Raw genomic sequence first — 20875 nt, forward strand, 5'->3', positions numbered from 1 at the left:
CTTTTTGATTATCTATAAGTAGCGGTTCGTAAGCTTCGCTTTACCGACCACCTACCATAAATTGAAAATCTGTATCAAAGCTATCAAGTTCTTTTGTTAACCCATGAACATGTATGTTCCATTTCCCTGTCATATTAATATACATTCCTTCTGCTTGATACGACCCTGATGAAACTGAAGAAACTCTAAACGTGCCTTTTCCCATATCCATGTCTAAAGATTTCGTTGTCAATACGATTTGCTCCATATTAGTAACAAGCTGTCCATTTGTATCCTTTATATCAATACGAAACGAATTCATCCCTACCTTATTTGGGCTTACATGTAAAGTAAGCTCATATCCATTATCAAGTTTTTGGCTCCCTATAAAAGGCCCAGTTGGCGGCATTGGTGGCGTTTGTACATTTGTTAAAAAAGCTACTATTATAAAAAGAGCTATCCCTATACCAAACTCGACTTTCACCGTAGCCCCCAATCTTTTCTGCCCTCTCATCCTTCCCTTCACATAATGAATAAGTCCCAATATCCCCATACCAATAAATAAAATAAATTTCATTAACAATGCTAATCCATAACTTGTATCAAATAATGAATGAATCGTTGGAATAAAGAATGTCGTATTAAAAAGACCGGTTATAAAAAGAAGAATGACCGCACATATTGCCCATAGTGAAAAACGTTTAATGGCATCCCAATACATCGTCCATTTCCCATTCTCATGGTCTTTAGGTAAAAGAAGAACAATTGCCGATAGTCCTCCAATCCATAATGAAGCTGCAAGTAAATGTAAAAAATCCATAGTTACAGCAATTTCTTTATACTTTAGACCATATGCATGACTATTCATTGCTTTCATAATAAGTAACCCAATAAAAAATAAGATCGGAATTGTCCATACTTTTAACGATGAAGGCTTTTCTCGTTTTAAAGCAACATATGTAACAGCAATCAGTGTTATTACGAGTACCATCTGAGCCGTCCATATATATCCAAAAACAGATAGTTGCAATGTTTCTTTTAGTAATGAAGGCTGGAATGCATCTATCCACGTAACATCAGCATTTATCTTTGCTTGTAAAGGGAGGCTAAATAGTAAACTAATGAATATGCCAAACAACGAAATCCAAATTAGTTTATTACCTCTTGATTGCACTTTACTCGAATTCCCCTTATATATAATAAGATTAAAAAATAGAACACCTATATAGAGAGAAAAACTTGTATATAAAATCCCTCTTTCTATCAACATATCCAACTGCGGGACATAACCAATTTCTTCGGCTTGTATATCACTCGTTCCCTTTCCCTCTGTTCCAATACGGAACGGAATGACCCCTTGAATGGGATGCCCATCAGCAGAAATAGCTTTCCACTGAATGGAATACGTACCATTTGGTATATTTTGTTCCACTCCAGCTTCTAATAATTTGGGATTCTTTTTATCAATATGAGCATTTTTTAAATCTACTCGTTTCCCTGAAGCATCCCTTACGAATACTGTATTAAAGTGTGAGGATTGAAGCATTTCATCAAATTCAATCCTTACAACGGAAGGTGCTTTTTCTAATGTTTCATTTTCTGCAGGATTTGATTTAACAATATAAGCATGAGCGGAAGCCGCGCTCGGTGCCAGTATCAGTAACACACATACCATTACCATCCAGATTCCTAGTTTTCTTAATACACTCACATTCATTTCACTTCTTTCTTTTGCATCACTATATTTCACTTGGAAGTTAATAAAGTACCACTATTTTTACTCTCTTTTTTTAGAAATTAACCTCATTAAATATCAAATAATAAAATATAAATTCTCATTATGAACTGTTCACACACCACCTTTAACTTACACTTATAAAGCTACTATTTATACAAACATAACTTATCTTTAGAAAGTTAGTTACGATTATAACACATAATATATAAATAAAAGTTTTTAAAAACGAAAAGAAACAATGAATCATTTGTGAAGAAAGTGTGAAATCCACTTTCATACAGCGTAATTCCTCACAAAAAAGGTATTACGCCAATGCATAACACCTTTTTGTTTTTTAATCAATATTATACAACCTACTCTATCTAATCGATGCGTTACTGCAATAAGTGTTGTCGCGATTGTCCAGGCTTCTAAACTTGCTGCCGCGACACCTTTTATCACACTTCATATACAAATTATTGTTCCTCTGGGTAATCACAATATTCGATAATTGTCCCCTCCGTATCTGCTGGATTGAGGTAAATTAATCTTCTACCATGCTTGTTTATACGGAGTGTATGCTCCAACGTTCGAATTCCTTGTTGTTTTAATTCTTCTAAAGCTTGATCCAAATTATCTACACGATAAGCAATGTGATGTACACCTTTTCCTTTTTGCTTTATAAACCTAGCAATTGGCGAAGTTGTATTATTCGTCGGCGCAAGTAACTCAATTCTATCTCCGTTCACTTCAAGAATAGCCACTTCACTCTCAACACCTATCGCTTCACTTATGTAACGATCTATTAATGTTCCTGATAAGACTTTTTCATAAAAACGTATACTACTATCTATATCACGAACAGCAATACCAATATGATCAATTTTTTTATTCATTTCGTTTCTCCTAGCTTCATTTTACTTCTTTTATAAAAGACATCTAATCAAATTGCCATCTATGAATGATCCAGATCTCTATATTTATTATACATCTAAATTATTATAAAAACTCTCGCTATTCATCTCCTATAATAATAAAAAAGTTATAGAAACGAATTCTATAACTTTTTTTGGTACATATAACTACTTATTTACTCTCGCTACGTTAGAATGAATTTCACCTTTCATTCGTAAATAACTAATCCCATATCCAATAAGTCCACCAATAATAGCTGGGAAAATCCATCCGAGCCCTACTTCATGCATCGGAAGAATTTGAGTGAACAGCTGATTAACTACTTGAATATTTACTCCAGCTACACCAAGTCCATCAAATAAACTTATAATAAATGTTACAAGTAAGCTTGCTTGATAAACTTCTGATCTCCCTTTAAATAATGGATGTAAAAACGTTAAGAAGATTAATACAATTGCTAATGGATATATAGCTGTTAATACAGGAACAGAAATAGCAATTAATTGTGTTAATCCTACATTCGCAACAATTGCACTAAACACAGATAACATAATCGCGATTTTTTTGTAAGATACCTTTGGAAATAATTTATGGAAAAATGAAGAACATGCTGAGACAAGCCCTACACTAGTCGTTAAACAAGCTACTGTAATCATTAATCCTAACAGTATTCCGCCATATGAACCAAAGTAGTAATTTGAAACCTTCGCTAACACTGCTCCTCCATTATCTAAATGTCCAAGCTTCGCTACGCTTGAAGCTCCCATATAAGAAAGCGCTGTATAAATAATCGCTAATGTCGTTGCTGCAATAATTGTTGCTTTTGCACAAACAACCATAATTTGTTTTTTCGTCTTCGCACCTTTTTCTTTAATAGCATTAATGATAATAATGCCAAATACGAAAGATGCAAGCGTGTCCATTGTTAAGTATCCTTCTTGAAAACCTTTAAAGAATGCGTGAGATGTATAATTTTCAACAGGTGCTTGCATATCCCCTATTGGGTGAATAAAAGCAACAATTACTAAAATTCCAATGAACGTTAATTTGATTGGCGTCAAGATTTTCCCAACAATATCGACAATTTTCGCAGGATTGAGCGAAAAAAAACATGTAATGCTAAAGAATATAATTGTAAAAATGATTAAAGGCATAGAACCTAAACTTTCTGGTACAAAAGGTTTAACACCAATTTCAAAGGAAACATTACCCGTTCTCGGTATAGCAAACAAAGGACCAATTGCTAAATACAAAACTGTTGTAAACACAACTCCGAAAACAGGATGAACACGACTTGCCAGCGATTGTAAATCCTCTTTACCTGAAATTCCAAATGCTAATACACCAAGTAACGGTAGTCCAACTCCAGTCACTAAAAATCCTGCATTCGCTGACCAAACATTCGTTCCTGCCGATTGTCCAAGCATCGCAGGGAAAATTAAATTTCCTGCCCCAAAAAAGAGAGCAAACAACATTAATCCAATAACTACTATGAACGAAAATGGTACTTTGTTCGTCATCATAAAACCTCCATTAAAAATAACGTATCTCATTTCCAAATTTAACTAATTGAAGATTCTGAATATTTAACTTAAAAGTTAGGTATTCTTTTCATTTATTATAGTCCCAAGGATAATATATTGCAATACTATTTTCTAACTTTTCTTTTTTTTTAGATATACAAATATTAATAGAGACTCAATTTTCCTGTTATTATATAATTCCGCATCAATATTTAAGAAGGTGTTGCGTATCATCACAACACCTTCCCTCTATCGTTATATAAACAGTTCTTTACTAATAAATAGCGAAATCAACATGTTTTCCAAGTAATAAAGATTTTTTATCTTTTATTATAAAGCAACATTTATATCTTTTTAACAAATTCAGATTTTAATTTCATTGCTCCAAAACCATCAATTTTACAATCAATATCATGATCTGCATCAACTAAGCGGATACTCTTTACTTTTGTACCGATTTTTATAACTGATGAAGTTCCTTTTACTTTAAGATCTTTGATGACTGTTACAGAATCACCATCGTTTAGTACATTTCCATTTGCATCTTTGATTACCTTTGTATCTTCACTATTTTCAGTTTCTGATTCTAAAGTCCACTCATGAGCACATTCTGGGCATACGAAAAGATTCCCATCTTCATAAGTGTATTCCGAATTACATTTAGGACAATTTGGTAAATTAGACATATTTTATTTCCTCCACTTGTTATCATTCTAATATATATGAATTATTTTCAATTTCCTTTTTACGACTTCATAAGAAAAACAATTACGAAGTTAAACTGTTTCTTATCCATTTCTCAAACTTCTATTTTTATCGAATTTCTTTCAATTTCTTAATAATCATGTTTGGTGTCGCCCATTCATCGCGATCAAAATCAGAGATAGACACTTCAATGTTTAAACGTTCTTGAAATTCTACTAATAAAGATACCGTACCAAAAGAATCTAAAATCCCTTCTTCAAATAATTGCACATCTGGGTTATCTTTTACGATATCATTTTCACATACTTCTTCTAAAATGTTTAATACTTGATCTTGAAATTCAGACATTATTTATTCTCCTTTATATCCATGATTTATAATACATTTCTTCTTAAAAATCTAGTGCATTAGCCTTATTATTTATTGTATTCCCTTCCTGGGATTGCTGAGAAAGCCCGGTACATTCACGAAAAGCGAAATGCTTACACTCTATACATTTTTTCGTATTTAAATGCTCTAGAGCGTAGTTAATCGCTTCTCCTGTATGATCAAAAAAGTTTTCTTCTCCAATCTCAGCGTATAATCCATTCTTGTCTAGAGTTGTTTTTAACTCTGATTGAACTCCCGAAATGAGAAGTACGCCACCTTGTTTTTTAAAATGCTGGACAATATTCCCAAAGTATGATTCTCCTGTTGTATCAATAAAAGGAACTTTTCCCATACGTAAAATTAAAACTTTAGGTTTATAATGAATGGTTGCTAAAATGTTTTGTTCAAACGTCTGAGCAGCACCAAAAAATAACGGACCTTCTATTGTATAAATACTAATTTGCGGACAATCATGAGCTTTACTTACCACATGTGGTAACAATTTTTCGTTCTTTTTTGTGTGATCAGGAAGCACTTTAGATATAACGAGCATATTGCTCATACGTTTTGTAAACAAAATAATAGCTAAAATAAGACCGATTTCCACAGCAGTTGTCAAACTAGTAAATACAGTGAGTAAAAAAGTTACAAGTAATACAAGGGAATCCCCTGTCTTCATTTTCAGTATGTGAACAAAGTGTTTTTGCTCACTCATATTCCAAGCTACTACCATTAAAATGGGAGCCATACTAGCAAGAGGAATATGCGAAGCATATGGAGCTAACAATAGAAGCGTAAATAACACAAATCCCCCATGAATCACACCTGACATCGGAGATATGGCTCCACTTTTGATATTGGTTGCTGTGCGAGCAATCGCTCCAGTTGCAGGAATCCCTCCAAATAATGGTGTAACAATATTAGCAATACCCTGACCAAACAGTTCTTTATTACTGTTGTGTTTACTATTTGTCATACCATCTGCTACGACAGCAGATAAAAGGGATTCAATACCACCCAGCATTGCAATAACAAATGCTGGACCAATTAACTGTTGTATCCGTTCTAATGTAACTTCTGGTATACCAAAATGAGGAAGTGTATTTGGAATCGTACCATATGCTGTGCCAATAGTAGGTATATGCCCTGAGAAAAATATAATTGCAATTACAGTTGAAACTATAATCCCTACTAATGAACCTGGTACTTTTGGAAAAATTTTTGGTGTTATAAGTATAGTGAACAAACAAATCAAGGCAGTTAAAACACTGTAAAAATTAGTAGTATCAATATGAGTAAAGATTTCTTTTAAGTTCGCTATAAATTCTTCATGTTTTTTGATACCCGTTAAACCTAAGAAACTGGAAATTTGTCCTGTAAAGATAATGACGGCAATACCTGACGTAAAGCCAATTGTTACAGGACGCGGAATAAACTTAATTAAAGATCCTAGCTTAAAAATCCCCATAAGACATAAGATAATTCCAGCTAATAAACCAGCAAGTAGTAAATCTTCATACCCATAGGTAATAACAATCCCTAAAAGAATAGGAACAAAAGCACCTGTAGGTCCTCCTATTTGATACTTTGAACCACCAAATAGCGAAATGAGTATCCCGGCAATACATGTTGTATAAATCCCATACTCCGGCTTAACACCAGAGGCTATAGCAAAAGACATTGCAAGTGGAATCGCGACAACTCCTACAATCATTCCAGAAAGAAGATCCTTTTGAAAATGTCCCAATGAATATCCTTCAAATCTTCCTGTAAATAACCCTTTCATTACAAACCCTTCTTTTCTATTTTTAATAAATCTAATTTCTTCTGAAAGAATATTTTCTTTTGATAAATTTGAATCCTAAATGTATGTTTCATACTTTTGTACAAGAGTTCTTTATCTCGTTACAAGAAAATATCAGCCTAGTATTGGCTATACGTTTTGCTTAAATGTCGTTCTAATTTCCCTATGTCTCCACCTTCTTGCATGTAGGATTTTAACCTTTCTGCTAAAAGTAATCCATCTCGATTATTTAATTTTTTCATATCTATAAACGATGTAACCTTTACTATATCTGGGGTAATATCTCTACGAAACATTTGTCCTGGAACTTCATTCCAGAAACGATTCCACTCGTCCAATATTCCGATTTGATCAAATAAAAAACATTGCATCCCACATAGCCAAGCTGTGCAAGCTGTATTTCTCTTTTGACATCCTACTCCTTCTTGCAAATGTTCGCATAAAAAACAACAAGAATTCCCACTTTCAATACAAACTTTACAAACGTGATGAGCTCCTATTGAGCGAAATAGTTCCATTCCGTATTGAATAATATCCTCTTTCTTAACTTCAATACTCAATCTAATCCTCCTTACTCATCACTTCACGTTCTGTTTCATCCAACTCTTCTAACATTGAAATTGTATCGATTAAATGGTTGTTAAAAATTTTCTTAGCAACTACCAGTAAATCCACAATCATAGGATCTCGCAAGGAATATAAAACTCGTTTTCCATCTTTCGTACCAACAACAATGTTCTTTGAGCGTAGTACACTAAGTTGTTGAGAAACAGCTGAACCTTCTTTATTAAGAATCGTTTGCATTTCATTTACGCTTTTTTCGCCCTCTGATAATAATTCAAGAATACCTATTCGCAAAGGATGTGATAAGGCTTTAAAAAAATCAGCTTTAAATTGTTGCATTTCGTTTCCCATTCAAACGCCTCCGTTATTTATCCTTAATTTGAAAAATCATCATATACATCTTCAAATGTTTGAATATGTATATGATACTTCTAAAACTTACAAGTTTCAATATAAATTTTGAAACTTTAAAAACCTAACTGTTTTTTGTACCAGAACAAAGTTCCTTATTTTAATTCGATAAGGTTTTTAGTATTAGTTTGATAGGAATTGAGACAAACAATTTATCCATTATTTTCTTTTAAATCATTGCGTCTATTCTCATTTATAATTCCCTCTGAGTGAAATATTTCAAACGAAAAAACCTCGCATCCTTAATGATGTGAAGTTTTAAAATGAGGACAGTATATATTCAAATTTGACTTTGCCACGTTTCTTCTACCCTCATTTGTTGCCTAACAAGAAAAGCATGACATTTCGCTGTCATGCTTTTTTCATGCATTTTATAATAACTCATTTAGTAAAAAATTTTTTTATCTTTTACTTTTTGATATCCATAAGATTCACCCTTTCCGAAAAGCTAACTAAAGAAAACACAAGTTAAATACTGCTGTAAATTCTATTAATTAACTTATAAGTAACATTAATTTTTCATTTCTTTTCTCCCGTTCTTCTTTAGCTGCTAGGTCGTACTTTTTTAAAAGGTGAAATATTTCATTTAATATTTTCTGTGAATGATTGCTTTTTAGAAATTCATGTAAGTCTTTAACCAAAAATTCGGATAAAAAATATTGCTGCGTTTCAAGTTTATTGATTACATCTTCAAAAGAATGATCTATATTACACATTCTATTAAAATCCCTCCTTATATCCCTCTCTTTTAAAAGTTCCGTTCTTTTACTATGTTGATATTTAATTTCCATTTGTAGATAAGATCTTGAGCTAAAGATGTAAACATCTCTCCAACAAGCGAATCTTCGTCATATACGGACGAACCTTTATTTTCTTCAGGCTTTGCAAAAGGTATTTGTGCCATCACTTCTGTTTGCAGTTGTTCTGCTAACATTTCGCCGCCACCCTTCCCAAAGAGATAATTCCTTGAACCATCTTGTTCCTCATAATATGCCATATTCTCAACGATACCTAAAATATCGTGTTTTGTATGCTTTGCCATTACCCCTACTCTGGAAGCAACAAACGAAGCTACACTATGAGGAGTCGTAACTATAATTTCCTTCGCATGAGGAATCATCGCAGCCACATCAATCGCGACATCTCCTGTGCCAGGAGGCAAATCAAGAAGAAGATAATCTAATTCTCCCCAATGAGTATTGGCAATGAAATTTTGAATCCATTTGTTTAACATTGGCCCTCGCCACATAACTGGGTTATTACCCTCTGTAAAAAATCCCATTGACATAATTTTAACGTCGTGGCTAACGACCGGAATCGCTGTCTGATCTATCATTATTGGCTTTTGATTAGCTTCCATCATAGCAGGGATACTGAATCCATATATATCTGCATCTAAAATCCCAACCTTTTTCCCCATACGGGCTAAAGCAGTAGCAAGGTTAATCGTCACAGTTGATTTTCCGACTCCACCTTTTCCACTTGTCACAGCAATAAAACGTACACCTGAATCTGATCGCAATATACTAGGCATGCCGGTTTCCGTTCTAGAATTTTTCTTTAAAGTTTCTGTTAATGCAGCCCGCTCTTCCGGTGTCATGGAGCCGAAAGTCAAAGACACCTTAGAGGCTCCAATGTTCCGAAGAGAGTCTTCAATATCTTGTTGAATTTTTGCCTTTAATGGACAACCTTGAATCGTTAAAATAACTTCAAGGTAAATATGTGTGCCGTCAATTTGAATATTTCTTACCATGTTTAATTCCACGATACTTTTGTGCAACTCTGGATCCTGAACATGGCTTAGAACTTTCATAATTTGTTCATGAGTAAGCATAAATCTCAGTCCTTTTCATTTTTATTTGATAATTTTTAGTACAAACAACATTATCCTCCACTTACAGGTGGCATAAACGCAACGTTATCTCCGGATTTTACAATATGTTCGTCAGTTACAAATTCTTCGTTGATAGCCACCATGACTCTATCCAACGATTGTAAATGATAACTATCTTTAAGCCATTCTTTTAATTGATGAACACTAATCTTTTGTTTTTCTATTATTACTAATTGGTCTGAGCCGACTTCCTCTCGCAAATTTGCGAACAGTAAAATTGTAATCATCTTCTCACTCTTCCTTCTTTGGTTCCCCTTCCGGGTACGGCGTATTTTCAAGCTGATCTCCAATCCACTTTGTTCCATCTTCCCAAAATTCTTTTTTCCAAATTGGGACGATTTGTTTTATGCGTTCAATTGCGTATTCATTCGCTTCGTAGGCAACTTTACGATGCGGCGACGACACTGCAATTACAACTGCAATATCCATTATTTCTAGTCGTCCCACTCGATGTATAATTGCTATCTTTGCACCCGGCCAACTCTTCTTAATTTCTTCACCAATTTGAGTAAGCATTTTTATTGCCATTGGTTTATACGCTTCATACTCTAAATGCAAAGTTCTTTTTCCCTTTGTCAATTCTCTTACTGTTCCAATAAATGTTGTAATGGCACCTGCTTCTCTTCTTGCTACCTTATTCGTTACTTCTTCGACTAAAATAGGAGTTTCTACAATTTCAAATAATACTTGTCCCATCAACATGATCCTCCTCTTGTTTTAAAGCTCTATTATTTATCCCGCTATTTGCGTGCAGTAAGACTCCACCTCAAAACTCAGCGAAAACAAAAAGGTTAGGTGGGAGATCAACTGCCCGTAAAAGCCTGATTGGTTCAACTAATAATCAGTGGGGGGCCATCCCCCACTGATTAAAGTTTCACTTTATAGGATGGAATAATATTGATCCAAGGCCATTCACTGCCTTGATTATCTTCTAATAAGAGAACCTCTACGAACATCCCTTTCTTATATCCTCTTGTACCGCCTGGGAGTACGATAAAAGCATTTGATTCAGCTAATGAAGAAACCGCACTAGACTTATCAAACCCTGATGGATAGGCGATTACTTGTCCTTCGTTATATTTGAGCTTTGCTCGTACAAACCTTGTAAATGGATTAGGTTTTAAAAAATCTTCTCCTAGTAATGCTTTTTCTTTTTTTAAATGTGGCTTTTCACTAAACATATAGGTACGAATGCTAGGTCTTACGAATAACTCAAAGCCTACATAACAAGCAGAAGGATTACCTGATAACCCAAATAATAGTTTTTTATTTAATTGTGCTACGGTCGTGACGCTACCTGGCCGCATTGCAACTTTGTTAAAAAGAACCGATGCCCCTAATTTTTCGTATATAGCTGGCAAATAATCATAATCCCCTACCGAAACACCACCTGTTGTGATTAACATATCCACTTGACTTAACGCTTCTTTTACGGCTGCGTGGCACGTATCAAAATCGTCACTAAACTTACCAAAGTATTTCACTCTTCCCCCTGCTCTTCGAATTTGGGACAATATCATGTACGTATTACTATTTCGAATTTTCCCAGGTTGTAGTAATTCATTTACATCAAGAAGCTCACTCCCAGTCGCCAATACTCCAACTACAGGCTTTTTTGCAACTGGCACTTCGCTGTAACCAAATGTAGCAAGGAGAGCTGAAATACCTGGATTAATGTAAGAACCTCTCTTCGCAAGAATTGTCCCTTTACGTGTATCTTCACCTTGAAAGGAAATATTTTCTCCTTTTTTGAATGAGCGTTTCACTTCCATATAGGCTTTACCGACATCCTCATATTGACGGGTCAGTTCCAGCATCACAACTGCATTACATCCTTTTGGAATTTGTGCCCCCGTCATGATTCGAACTGCTTGAAATTGACCTACCTCTTGAGGAAATATGGAACCTGCCCCAATTTCGCCAATTACTTCGAACAAAATTGGATTCTCATAACTTGCCCAGGCAGTATCTTCTGCCCTAATAGCAAATCCATCATATGGTGAGCGATTGAAGGAAGGAACATCATGATCAGCTATTAAATCCTCTGCTAATGTACGCCCATAAGCTAGTTCAAGTGGCAGTAGTTCTTTTAAACCACGATTGGCAAATTCCATTACTTTATGGACGGCCTCTCCAAATGCAATCGGTATTCTTTTTTCCATCATTCCCCTCACTCCTTCTGTTATCCTAATAAACGATAGTATATTTGTTTCGCTTTTTGAATTTCATTTGTCCCGTGAATAAATACACGACCATCTTGAAAAATGACCACACGATAATCCTCTAGTTGGCAAGATAACAAATACGGGTTTCGATCTACTTTCCCGTGTTTTTTTAGTTGTTTTTCTAACTGGTCAAAGTTGTAACAACTATTATGCATCGGTCTAATTTGAATCGTATTTCTTCCGCATAAAACAACTGTCTTTGTTTGATTTTCATAAGATAAATAAGGATAAGTTCTATGCGGTCCGCACGAAGGACAATTGTCCGCTTTTATTTTTCCTAGTTTGATAGAATGATGTTGATTACTCCATATATCAAACATTAAAAAAGTTTTTCTAATTGCTGCGAAATCTTCCACTAAAATTTTAAATGCTTCTGTCACTTGATATGCTGCCACTATTTGGACAGCGGGACTAATAATTCCAACTGTGTCACACGTCGCTCCTGTAACTGGAACACTTTTAAGTACACAATGTAAGCACGGTGTTTTCTTTGGAATAATCGTATAGCTCATGCCATACCCCCCGACACAAGAACCATAAATCCACGGAATATCATATTTTTGTGATAGATCATTTATCACAAATCGAATATCAAAATTATCTGTTGCATCAATGATTATATCGACATCGCCTAACAAAGCTTCCATATCTTCTATTCTTGCATCCATCACGAAAGCATTAATCTGTACCTCTGAATTGATTTGTTTCAACCGATTTTGAGCTGCAATTGCTTTTGGTAATTTTTCTATCGCATCTTGTTCAACATAAAGCTGTTGCCGCTGTAAATTACTCCATTCTACATAATCACGATCAATAATCGTTAATTTTCCAATACCTGCACGTACAAATGCCTCTGCACTTGCACTTCCTAATGCACCTGCCCCCACAATCAACACATGCTTATTTCTAATCTTCTCTTGTCCTTTACTTCCAATAGGAGTGAACAACTGTTGACGTGAATACCGCTCTATCATTAGATAGCCTTCCTTTCATGTACATACTCATCATTTAATTAAAAAACATGCTTCATATTCGATCATTTTCTCAATACATCTTTCTCTGTAGCACTTTGTTTCTGATAACAAGAAAAATAAGCAAACCCAACAAATCCAGCTCCACCAATTACATTTCCGATAAAGACAGGAACAAAGTTTTTAGCAAGATCCATCCACGTAAGATGACCAGCAAAAATAACTGCTGAAATAACAAACATATTTGCTACTACTTGCTGAAATCCAATTACTACAAAGGCCATAATCGGAATCCAAATTCCAACAATCTTTCCAATCAAATCGTTCGTTCCATAAGCTAACCAAATCGCAAGGCAAACGAGCCAGTTACAACCAATTGCTAAAATTAACGTTCTCCCAAACGATTCATGTAACTTATCTTGAGCTATCGCGATCGTTTTATTTAAATACGCCCCCTCTGTTAGCCCGCCAAGGTGGCCGAAACAATAAGCTACGAAAAGTGCACCGACAAAGTTAGTTAAAGTTATCCAAACCCAGTTATTCAACACATTTTTCAATGAAATTTTTCGTGCATAAAGTGCCATGGACAGTGACATCATGTTTCCCGTAATTAATTCTCCTCCTGCTAAGACTACGAGCATAAGACCTATAGGAAAAACCGCTCCTCCTATAAAATTTACTAAACTTCCCCATTGCTGAGGTACATTGCCTAGAACGCGAATATTAAGCAAAAATCCTAACGAAATGAATGCTCCTCCTAAAAATCCAAGAATAAGCATTGCGGATAGCGATTGCCTTACCTTTTGAACACCGGATTCAATCACAAGCTCAGCGATTTGTTCCGGTTTATGAAATGACATAACCAATTCCTCCATTTTTCCAATTAAAAAAGCAGCTTCAAAAACCCTTAACATAATAAGGGTTTTTGAATGCTGCTTAATCTCCCTGCATTTCTCTTACAGAGATATCAATCATCACTTTTACTATACAATAGAAAATCTGCAAAACTTGCACACTTTCCACTACTTACTTTAACAAAAAGAAGCTACGAACAGCCTTCTTTCATAGTGATTTCTCAACCACCAATATGCGACATTTCAATTTTCGGTAATGCTTTTTTATTTGTATTACTTAGCCGTTCATCTGAATAGCGATCTGAACGATTATTCCAAATGTCACGAATAACATCAGTAATCTCCTCATCGGTATATCCAGAGCGAAGTAATTCTCTAAGATCGTTTCCTTTAGAAGCAAACAAACAAGTATATAATTTTCCTTCTGCAGAAATACGAGCTCTTGTACATGATGAACAAAAAGAATCTGTTACAGATGAAATAATTCCTATTTCCTCATCGCTACCGATATAACGATAGCGAGTAGCAACTTCACCAGGATAGTTCGCTTCAATTCGTTCAAGCGGCATAACTTTATGAATCATCTCTAATATTTCTTGTTTAGAGACTACCTCGCCTAATTCCCAGCCGTTAAAATTTCCGACATCCATATATTCAATAAACCGAAGAATATGCTTATTCTCTTTAAAGTATTGCGCCATCTGAACGATGTCTTGTTCATTTTTTCCTTTTTGAACAACCATGTTCATTTTAATTTTCATCCCGACTTCCGCTGCAACCTGTATTCCTGCAAGAACCGTTTTTACTTTACTTCTATTCCCATTTAAATAAGAGAAACGCTCTTCGTCTAAAGAATCTAAACTAACTGTCACACGCGATAAACCCGCCTTATATAAATCCGGAGCAAACTTCTTAAGTAGTGATCCATTTGTAGTTAAACCAATATCCTCTACTCCATCAATCTTGTTAAGTCGCTCGATTAATTCAGGAAGGTTTTTCCGAAGTAAAGGCTCTCCCCCAGTAATACGCAACTTTCTTACACCTAAAGAAACGAAAATACGCGCTATCCTTTCAATTTCATCAAAAGATAAAATTTTATCATTAGACAAAAAAGAATAATCACGACCAAATATTTCCTCTGGCATACAATATCGACAGCGAAAATTACAGCGATCGGTAACAGAAATACGTAAATCCTTTAAAGGACGGTGCAATTTGTCTAATGTGACGGATTTCATGTTTATTGCCTCGCTTCTACATATTTTATAATTCCGTACAAGTTTTATTTAATATTTACAACCCGCTCTGGATGAGTATATACATTTAAAGATTGATTCCGAATGAAACCTATTGTAGTAATCCCCAATTCTTCTGCTAGCTGCAATGCTAACTCAGTTGGAGCGGATTTTGACAATATTATTTCACAGCCAATTTTCGCAACTTTCAATAGAATCTCTGAAGATATACGGCCACTAAAAACAATAATTTTATCACCAATAGAAATGTTATTTTTTAAACAATAGCCGTAAATTTTATCTAAAGCATTATGTCTTCCTATATCCATTCGGCTTAAAATAATCCCATTCACATCGCATAAAGCTGCATTATGAACGCCGCCTGTATGTTGAAAAGTAGCCGCAGATTGCTGCATATCATTCATTAATCGAAAACAATCCTGAGTAGTGATCTTTACGCGAATATCATTCATCTTCTTCGCAGTCAGCGCATCGTTTGCGAAAACAAATCCTTGCCTACTCATTCCACAGCATGAAGTAATATAACGCTTATTTTGGATATCACGATAATAAGGATTGATTTTTGTCGTTTTTACATGTACATATCCTTCTTTCTCCTGTACCCATATTTCATCAATATCTTCATACTTTCGGATTATACCTTCAGAGGCTAAAAAGCCTATTACCATATCTTCAATATACTCTGGAGTACTAACCATTGTAACAAATTCCTGTCCGTTAATTTTAACCGTCACTGGAAACTCTGTTACAATGCTGTCCTCTATTTGTTTAAATTCCCCTTGTTCATAACGGAAAATCCCCCGTTCCACCTGTATCGATTTCACGATCAGTATCCTTCTCTCACGTTATATTTTTATCAAAGACAAAGACTGAAACTGCAATATCTTCTTCCACTTTCATATCCGAAAACAGATGAACTAATTTTGCCCCAACAAGTTCCTCCAAATGTTCACGAGAATTGACAGCATAAACCTCCTGAATCATTTTCGTTCGAGCCATATGAACCATTTCCGCACCATCCATAGTTCCCGAAATGAATTTCTCAGTAGGTGTCAAATTTCCATAAAGTGTGGCAATAGCCATATTCTCAGCAAATACAGTATGAATTCGTTCTGGTCCCTTTCCGAACAAATCTTTTCTAAGCTTTCGTATCATATCATTAAATTCATGCACCATTTTTGACATACTCTCATTCCTCCCAGTTAATCAATATTAATTTCCCGAATACTACTTCATCATAAACATTGTAACAAAATGACCTTTTCGTCTAAATTATTCACTCAAATAATTAAACGAAAAGGCTCATCTTTTGGCATTATTTCAAACATGCATACAACATATGAAATAATATTATTGTTGCTTACCTATTCGTCTTTTAACCCTTTACCCATACCTTTTAAGAAATGAAGACCGAATCCGATAGCACGGTTAATATCCGGATCCTTAAGTACCTTCATAAGGTCCAGTATTCCTACTTTTTTATTACTTTGCAGATGCTGATTACCTTCATCCATGCCTGTTAATACACTACCTACAAGCTTTTTAGTAAGTTCCGGATTAAGCTCTGTTAAAGCTCCTGCAGCGCCCAGCATATTATTAATTAAATTTGTAACTGGTTCACGAGTGACTTGTCCTAAAACAATTTTTGCAATTGGTTCTTTCGCTTTAAGCATAGAATTTGCAGCTTCCAGCATCCCAATATCATTCAGTTCACCTACAATATTAAACATTTGATTTAAAGCTTCTTCATTATTAGCTAGAAGTTCTTTTAAACCTTCTAGCTTTTGTTGCTTTTGTTCTTCCTCAGTTAGCCCCTGCTTCTGGATCGCCTTAATAGGTGCTGCCATATTCTTTTCTCCTCCCTAGTTATCCGTTAAATGTACGTATCCTGGACGAGCCCACTTACGATTTACCTCAATCCCATTTTGAGGATGACGCTTTTTGTTACGTGGATTCGCTTTTGGCATCGGATTTTCACCTTCTACTTGTAACACTTCCATACGAACCTTCGTTTGTTTATATGCAGGTGTATTCGTACGTTGATCGACCGCCGGACCAGTTAAGAAATTAATCGCCGATTCTTTATCAGTTGAGTTCATCGGTAAATAAAGCTCATTTTCTTTTACGCGATCCGTTACAAGTGCACGTAATTTAAGTGCTCCAAAAGGAGAAACAAGGCGCACTAACGAACCAGTTTTAACTCCACGTTCTTTTGCAAGTTCTGGAGAAACTTCAACGAATACACCAGGCACTTTCGTTTGAATACCAGTTGATTTATTTGTCATATTACCTTCATGGAAATGTTCAAGCATACGACCATTATTAATGTGAAGATCATATTCCGCTGGGAATTCAGCAGGACGTACCCAATCAGCTAGCGCAAAACGAGCTTTTTTGTCTGGGAAGTTAAATCCATCTTGGAAAAGAAGCGGCGTATTCGTTCCTTCAAAGCTTCCCCAATGGAAACTATTCCAGCCTTCAAGTACTTCATAGTTTGCTTGTGCGAAAAGTGGCGATAAGCTTGCCATTTCAGCAAAGATTTCACTTGGATGACTATAGTTCCAATTTGCGCCTAATTTATTTGCAATCGCTTGTACGATCCACCAATCTGGTTTCGCATCACCTAGCGTTGGAAGAACTTGATATAATCTTTGTACACGACGCTCTGTATTTGTGAAAGTACCTTCTTTTTCAAGAGATGGTGCTGCTGGTAACACTACATCGGCGTATTGAGCAGTTTTAGAAAGGAAAACATCTTGAACGACAAAGAATTCAAGACTTGATAAAACTTCATGTACATGATTTGCGTTAGAGTCTACAAGGGCCATATCCTCCCCAACTAGATACATTGCTTTCATTTTCTCTTCTTCAATTGCGTGAAGCATTTCAATGTTATTAAGACCTGGTTTGTTATCAATTTTCACCCCGTAAGCTATTTCAAATTTCGCACGTTCTACATCGTCAGTAACGTGCTGATATCCTGGAAGCCAGCCTGGGAGAGTTCCCATATCACAAGCACCTTGTACGTTGTTATGACCTCGTAGCGGATATGCACCAGCACCTGGGCGACGATAATTTCCTGTTGCAAGAAGTAAATTTGAAATCGCAGCGGAAGTATCTGAACCACCCGTATTTTGCGTTACACCCATTCCCCAAAGAATACAAGTACCATCTGCGTCACGAATCATTTCTGCCATTCTAACGAGAGTTTCTTTTGAAATGCCTGTAATCTCTTCTGCATATTCAAGCGTATATTCTGCAAGACTATCTTTGAAGTCTTCAAAGAAGTTTACATTCTCGTCGATGAACTGTTGATCATGCCAACCTTGATCAATCATATATTTCGTAACAGCCATTAACCATACTTGATCTGTTCCTTGCTTTGGACTAATAAAGATATCTGAACGCTCTGCCATTTCGGTTTTACGAAGATCTGCAACAATTAGTTTTTGACCGTGAAGTTTATGCGCACGTTTCACACGAGTAGCTAAAACTGGGTGGCCTTCTGTTGGATTTGAACCAACGATAATAACAAGACCTGATTGTGCAATATCTTTAATCGTTCCGGCATCTCCGCCCATACCAATCGTACGGAATAACCCATCTGTTGCTGGTGATTGACAATAACGAGAGCAGTTATCAATGTTGTTCGTTTCGAATACTTGTCGAGCTAATTTTTGAATAACATAGTTGTCTTCATTCGTAATTTTAGAAGAAGAAATAAAACCTACAGAACCACTGCCGTACTCTTGTTTAATAGATCCTAATTTATTTGCCACTAATTCAAGTGCTTCTTCCCAAGTTGATTCAACAAATGTTCCATTTTTACGAATTAAAGGCTTAGTGAGTCGTTCTTCAGAATTTACAAAATCCCAACCAAATTTTCCTTTTACGCAAGTAGAAATTGCATTAACCGGCGCTTCAGAAGTTGGTTGGACTTTAAGAATTTTACGTCCCTTCGTCCACACTTCGAATGAGCACCCTACACCACAAAACGTACATACTGTTTTCGTTTTCTTCGTACGAGTTTCACGCATCGCAGCTTCTACTTCTGATATAGCGAAAATACCACTGTATCCAGGTTCCACTTCTTTTATAAGATCAACCATAGGCTCAAGTATGTCCGGCTTCAGCCCAGTCATAAATCCAGCTTCACCAAGCATCGATTTTTCCATCAAAGCATTACAAGGGCAAATAGTTACACATTGACCGCAGCTAACACATGAAGAATCGTTAATATCCACTCCATCATCCCAAATAACACGAGGACGTTCCGCTTCCCAATCAATAGATAACGTTTCATTTACTTGTAAGTTTTGACACACCTCTACACATTGACCGCACGCAATACACTGATTAGGATCATAGCGATAAAATGGATGAGACATATCAACCTCACTTGTATCTACTTTTGGCTCGTAAGGATATTTTTGATGCTCAATTTCCATTAATTCTGCCGTATTATGCAATTTGCAGTTCCCGTTATTGTTGTCACAGACCGTACAATAAAGTAAATGATTTTCTAATAAGCGATCCATCGCCTCCGTTTGTGCTGCCTTTGCACTAATAGAGGACAACTCAATATTCATACCGTCCGTTGCTACTGCCGAGCAGGATCGCACAAGTTTCCCATCAACTTCTACAATACAAGTATCACATGTTTGAATAGGATCCACTTCAGGCACATAACAGATTTGTGGATGTTCAATCCCGTTCTCATTAATGATGCCTAATATAGTTGAACCGGGCTTAGCACTATATTCTTTGCCGTCAATTGTAATATGAACCATGCTGTCATTCATGGTCTTTCCCCCTTTTTGAGAATAAAAAAACTCCACCACGAAAATATACGCACCGAATTAATAGGTACGCTATCATCATGGTGGAGTAGTTTATTAGCACATCTTGCTAAAATACCAATCCATTTATTCATAAGTAAAATGATAGATTCATAACAGGTCATATCACGATTCCATCTTTAACACTATAATTATAGCGTTTAATCCAAAAATACACAATATAATAATGATAAAAAAGTCACGGCACTCAATGCTCTGACTTGTTTGGATATATTCGTTTAATCACGAAGCCATGCATTGACAAGCATAATTCAACGCATGCTACTGAGCTTTCGGTGAATTAACTTTGCAGTCTCCATCCGTTTCAACATAGGGATAAGTGTTCCTGTATCCAGCCTTCACCGTGCTTTGTTTGCTTTCCCAAAGTACCAGAGGAACAAGATATTACAGATGAGTCAAACTCAGTTCTTTGATAGCTGTAGGACTAATTATTTATTTTTGTTATTCTCGCAATAAAAGTTCACTTAATAATAAGTATTAGCTCACATAAAAAAATAAATGTAACTTAATTTTAAATACACGGTTATTTATTAAGCTAAAGGATTTCTTATAAAAAATCCTCCAGCTTTTTTATAATCATAATTTGAATTAGCAAACTTTGATGAAACATATCTTTGTACAACAAAAAGAAAGCATACATCTGTATTTTATGCAAAGTTATACTTCATATCACACGTTGTTTTATATTAGAATCAACGTGCAATGCTATTTTATTATTTTTTAAATGGCTTTATTATTTGTTAAATACCTTTTTAATTCGTGAACATTAATTCCCCAAATAAAACCTTTGTATAGTTATTCTTATTCTGAATGGCTTATATTGTCTTGA

Annotated in this window: 20 protein-coding genes; all 20 read right to left on the minus strand. The window is 35.4% G+C overall.

The features are described 5' to 3' along the window. Window positions 1-40 precede the first annotated feature (40 nt). The 20 genes from MHH71_RS06070 to fdhF all read right to left on the minus strand — a co-directional run bounded on the left by MHH71_RS06070 (window position 41) and on the right by fdhF (window position 19989). A complete protein-coding gene (locus MHH71_RS06070) occupies window positions 41-1696 on the minus strand; it encodes a copper resistance protein CopC (protein WP_033799642.1) in 1656 nt (551 codons plus the stop codon). Window positions 1697-2172: 476 nt separating this feature from the next. Next, the gene (locus MHH71_RS06075; protein WP_003196910.1) at window positions 2173-2592 is read right to left on the minus strand and encodes a VOC family protein; all 420 of its coding nucleotides are present in this window, start codon (window positions 2590-2592) and stop codon (window positions 2173-2175) included. A gap of 186 nt (window positions 2593-2778) precedes the next feature. Next, window positions 2779-4131 (minus strand): branched-chain amino acid transport system II carrier protein, encoded by a 1353-nt coding sequence (gene brnQ / locus MHH71_RS06080; RefSeq protein ID WP_033798823.1) that lies wholly within the window; start codon window positions 4129-4131, stop codon window positions 2779-2781. Between the two features lie 347 nt (window positions 4132-4478). Further along, complete coding sequence (locus MHH71_RS06085) at window positions 4479-4820, minus strand: zinc ribbon domain-containing protein YjdM (RefSeq protein WP_006094542.1); 342 nt, start codon at window positions 4818-4820, stop codon at window positions 4479-4481. Window positions 4821-4947: 127 nt separating this feature from the next. After that, window positions 4948-5187 carry a D-alanine--poly(phosphoribitol) ligase subunit DltC gene (gene dltC, locus MHH71_RS06090; protein WP_003196905.1) on the minus strand — a complete coding sequence of 80 codons (240 nt, stop codon included), beginning with the start codon at window positions 5185-5187 and terminating at the stop codon, window positions 4948-4950. Window positions 5188-5230: 43 nt separating this feature from the next. Beyond that, on the minus strand, window positions 5231-6994 hold the full coding sequence (locus MHH71_RS06095; protein WP_006094541.1) for a SulP family inorganic anion transporter: 1764 nt from the start codon (window positions 6992-6994) through the stop codon (window positions 5231-5233). A 137-nt stretch (window positions 6995-7131) separates the two neighbouring features. Continuing rightward, the gene (locus tag MHH71_RS06100) at window positions 7132-7572 is read right to left on the minus strand and encodes a hypothetical protein (RefSeq protein WP_006094540.1); all 441 of its coding nucleotides are present in this window, start codon (window positions 7570-7572) and stop codon (window positions 7132-7134) included. Between the two features lies 1 nt (window position 7573). Then, window positions 7574-7927 (minus strand): ArsR/SmtB family transcription factor, encoded by a 354-nt coding sequence (locus MHH71_RS06105; protein WP_003196899.1) that lies wholly within the window; start codon window positions 7925-7927, stop codon window positions 7574-7576. Window positions 7928-8481: 554 nt separating this feature from the next. Beyond that, window positions 8482-8703 (minus strand): hypothetical protein, encoded by a 222-nt coding sequence (locus MHH71_RS06110; RefSeq protein WP_006094539.1) that lies wholly within the window; start codon window positions 8701-8703, stop codon window positions 8482-8484. 32 nt (window positions 8704-8735) lie between these two features. Next, complete coding sequence (locus MHH71_RS06115) at window positions 8736-9821, minus strand: P-loop NTPase (RefSeq protein WP_006094538.1); 1086 nt, start codon at window positions 9819-9821, stop codon at window positions 8736-8738. Window positions 9822-9871: 50 nt separating this feature from the next. Beyond that, the gene (gene moaD, locus MHH71_RS06120; RefSeq protein WP_006094537.1) at window positions 9872-10108 is read right to left on the minus strand and encodes a molybdopterin converting factor subunit 1; all 237 of its coding nucleotides are present in this window, start codon (window positions 10106-10108) and stop codon (window positions 9872-9874) included. A gap of 4 nt (window positions 10109-10112) precedes the next feature. Further along, window positions 10113-10577: a molybdenum cofactor biosynthesis protein MoaE gene (locus MHH71_RS06125; RefSeq protein WP_006094536.1), complete on the minus strand. Its 465-nt coding sequence runs from the start codon at window positions 10575-10577 to the stop codon at window positions 10113-10115. Between the two features lie 170 nt (window positions 10578-10747). Beyond that, window positions 10748-12043 (minus strand): molybdopterin molybdotransferase MoeA, encoded by a 1296-nt coding sequence (locus MHH71_RS06130; protein ID WP_033799641.1) that lies wholly within the window; start codon window positions 12041-12043, stop codon window positions 10748-10750. A 20-nt stretch (window positions 12044-12063) separates the two neighbouring features. After that, window positions 12064-13080, minus strand: coding sequence for a molybdopterin-synthase adenylyltransferase MoeB (locus MHH71_RS06135; RefSeq protein ID WP_006094534.1), 1017 nt, complete (start codon window positions 13078-13080; stop codon window positions 12064-12066). A gap of 62 nt (window positions 13081-13142) precedes the next feature. Beyond that, window positions 13143-13937, minus strand: coding sequence for a formate/nitrite transporter family protein (locus MHH71_RS06140; RefSeq protein WP_029427105.1), 795 nt, complete (start codon window positions 13935-13937; stop codon window positions 13143-13145). A gap of 215 nt (window positions 13938-14152) precedes the next feature. Next, complete coding sequence (moaA, locus tag MHH71_RS06145) at window positions 14153-15169, minus strand: GTP 3',8-cyclase MoaA (protein ID WP_018781389.1); 1017 nt, start codon at window positions 15167-15169, stop codon at window positions 14153-14155. 44 nt (window positions 15170-15213) lie between these two features. Continuing rightward, on the minus strand, window positions 15214-16011 hold the full coding sequence (gene fdhD / locus MHH71_RS06150; RefSeq protein ID WP_018765399.1) for a formate dehydrogenase accessory sulfurtransferase FdhD: 798 nt from the start codon (window positions 16009-16011) through the stop codon (window positions 15214-15216). A gap of 16 nt (window positions 16012-16027) precedes the next feature. Next, the gene (locus tag MHH71_RS06155; protein ID WP_000041501.1) at window positions 16028-16372 is read right to left on the minus strand and encodes a DUF2294 domain-containing protein; all 345 of its coding nucleotides are present in this window, start codon (window positions 16370-16372) and stop codon (window positions 16028-16030) included. Window positions 16373-16551: 179 nt separating this feature from the next. Continuing rightward, a complete protein-coding gene (locus MHH71_RS06160) occupies window positions 16552-17034 on the minus strand; it encodes a DUF1641 domain-containing protein (protein ID WP_006094531.1) in 483 nt (160 codons plus the stop codon). Between the two features lie 15 nt (window positions 17035-17049). After that, complete coding sequence (gene fdhF / locus MHH71_RS06165; protein WP_033798822.1) at window positions 17050-19989, minus strand: formate dehydrogenase subunit alpha; 2940 nt, start codon at window positions 19987-19989, stop codon at window positions 17050-17052. Window positions 19990-20875 lie beyond the last annotated feature (886 nt).

Origin of the sequence: Bacillus sp. FSL H8-0534, assembly GCF_038005885.1 — a bacterium.
GTDB lineage: Bacteria > Bacillota > Bacilli > Bacillales > Bacillaceae_G > Bacillus_A > Bacillus_A pseudomycoides.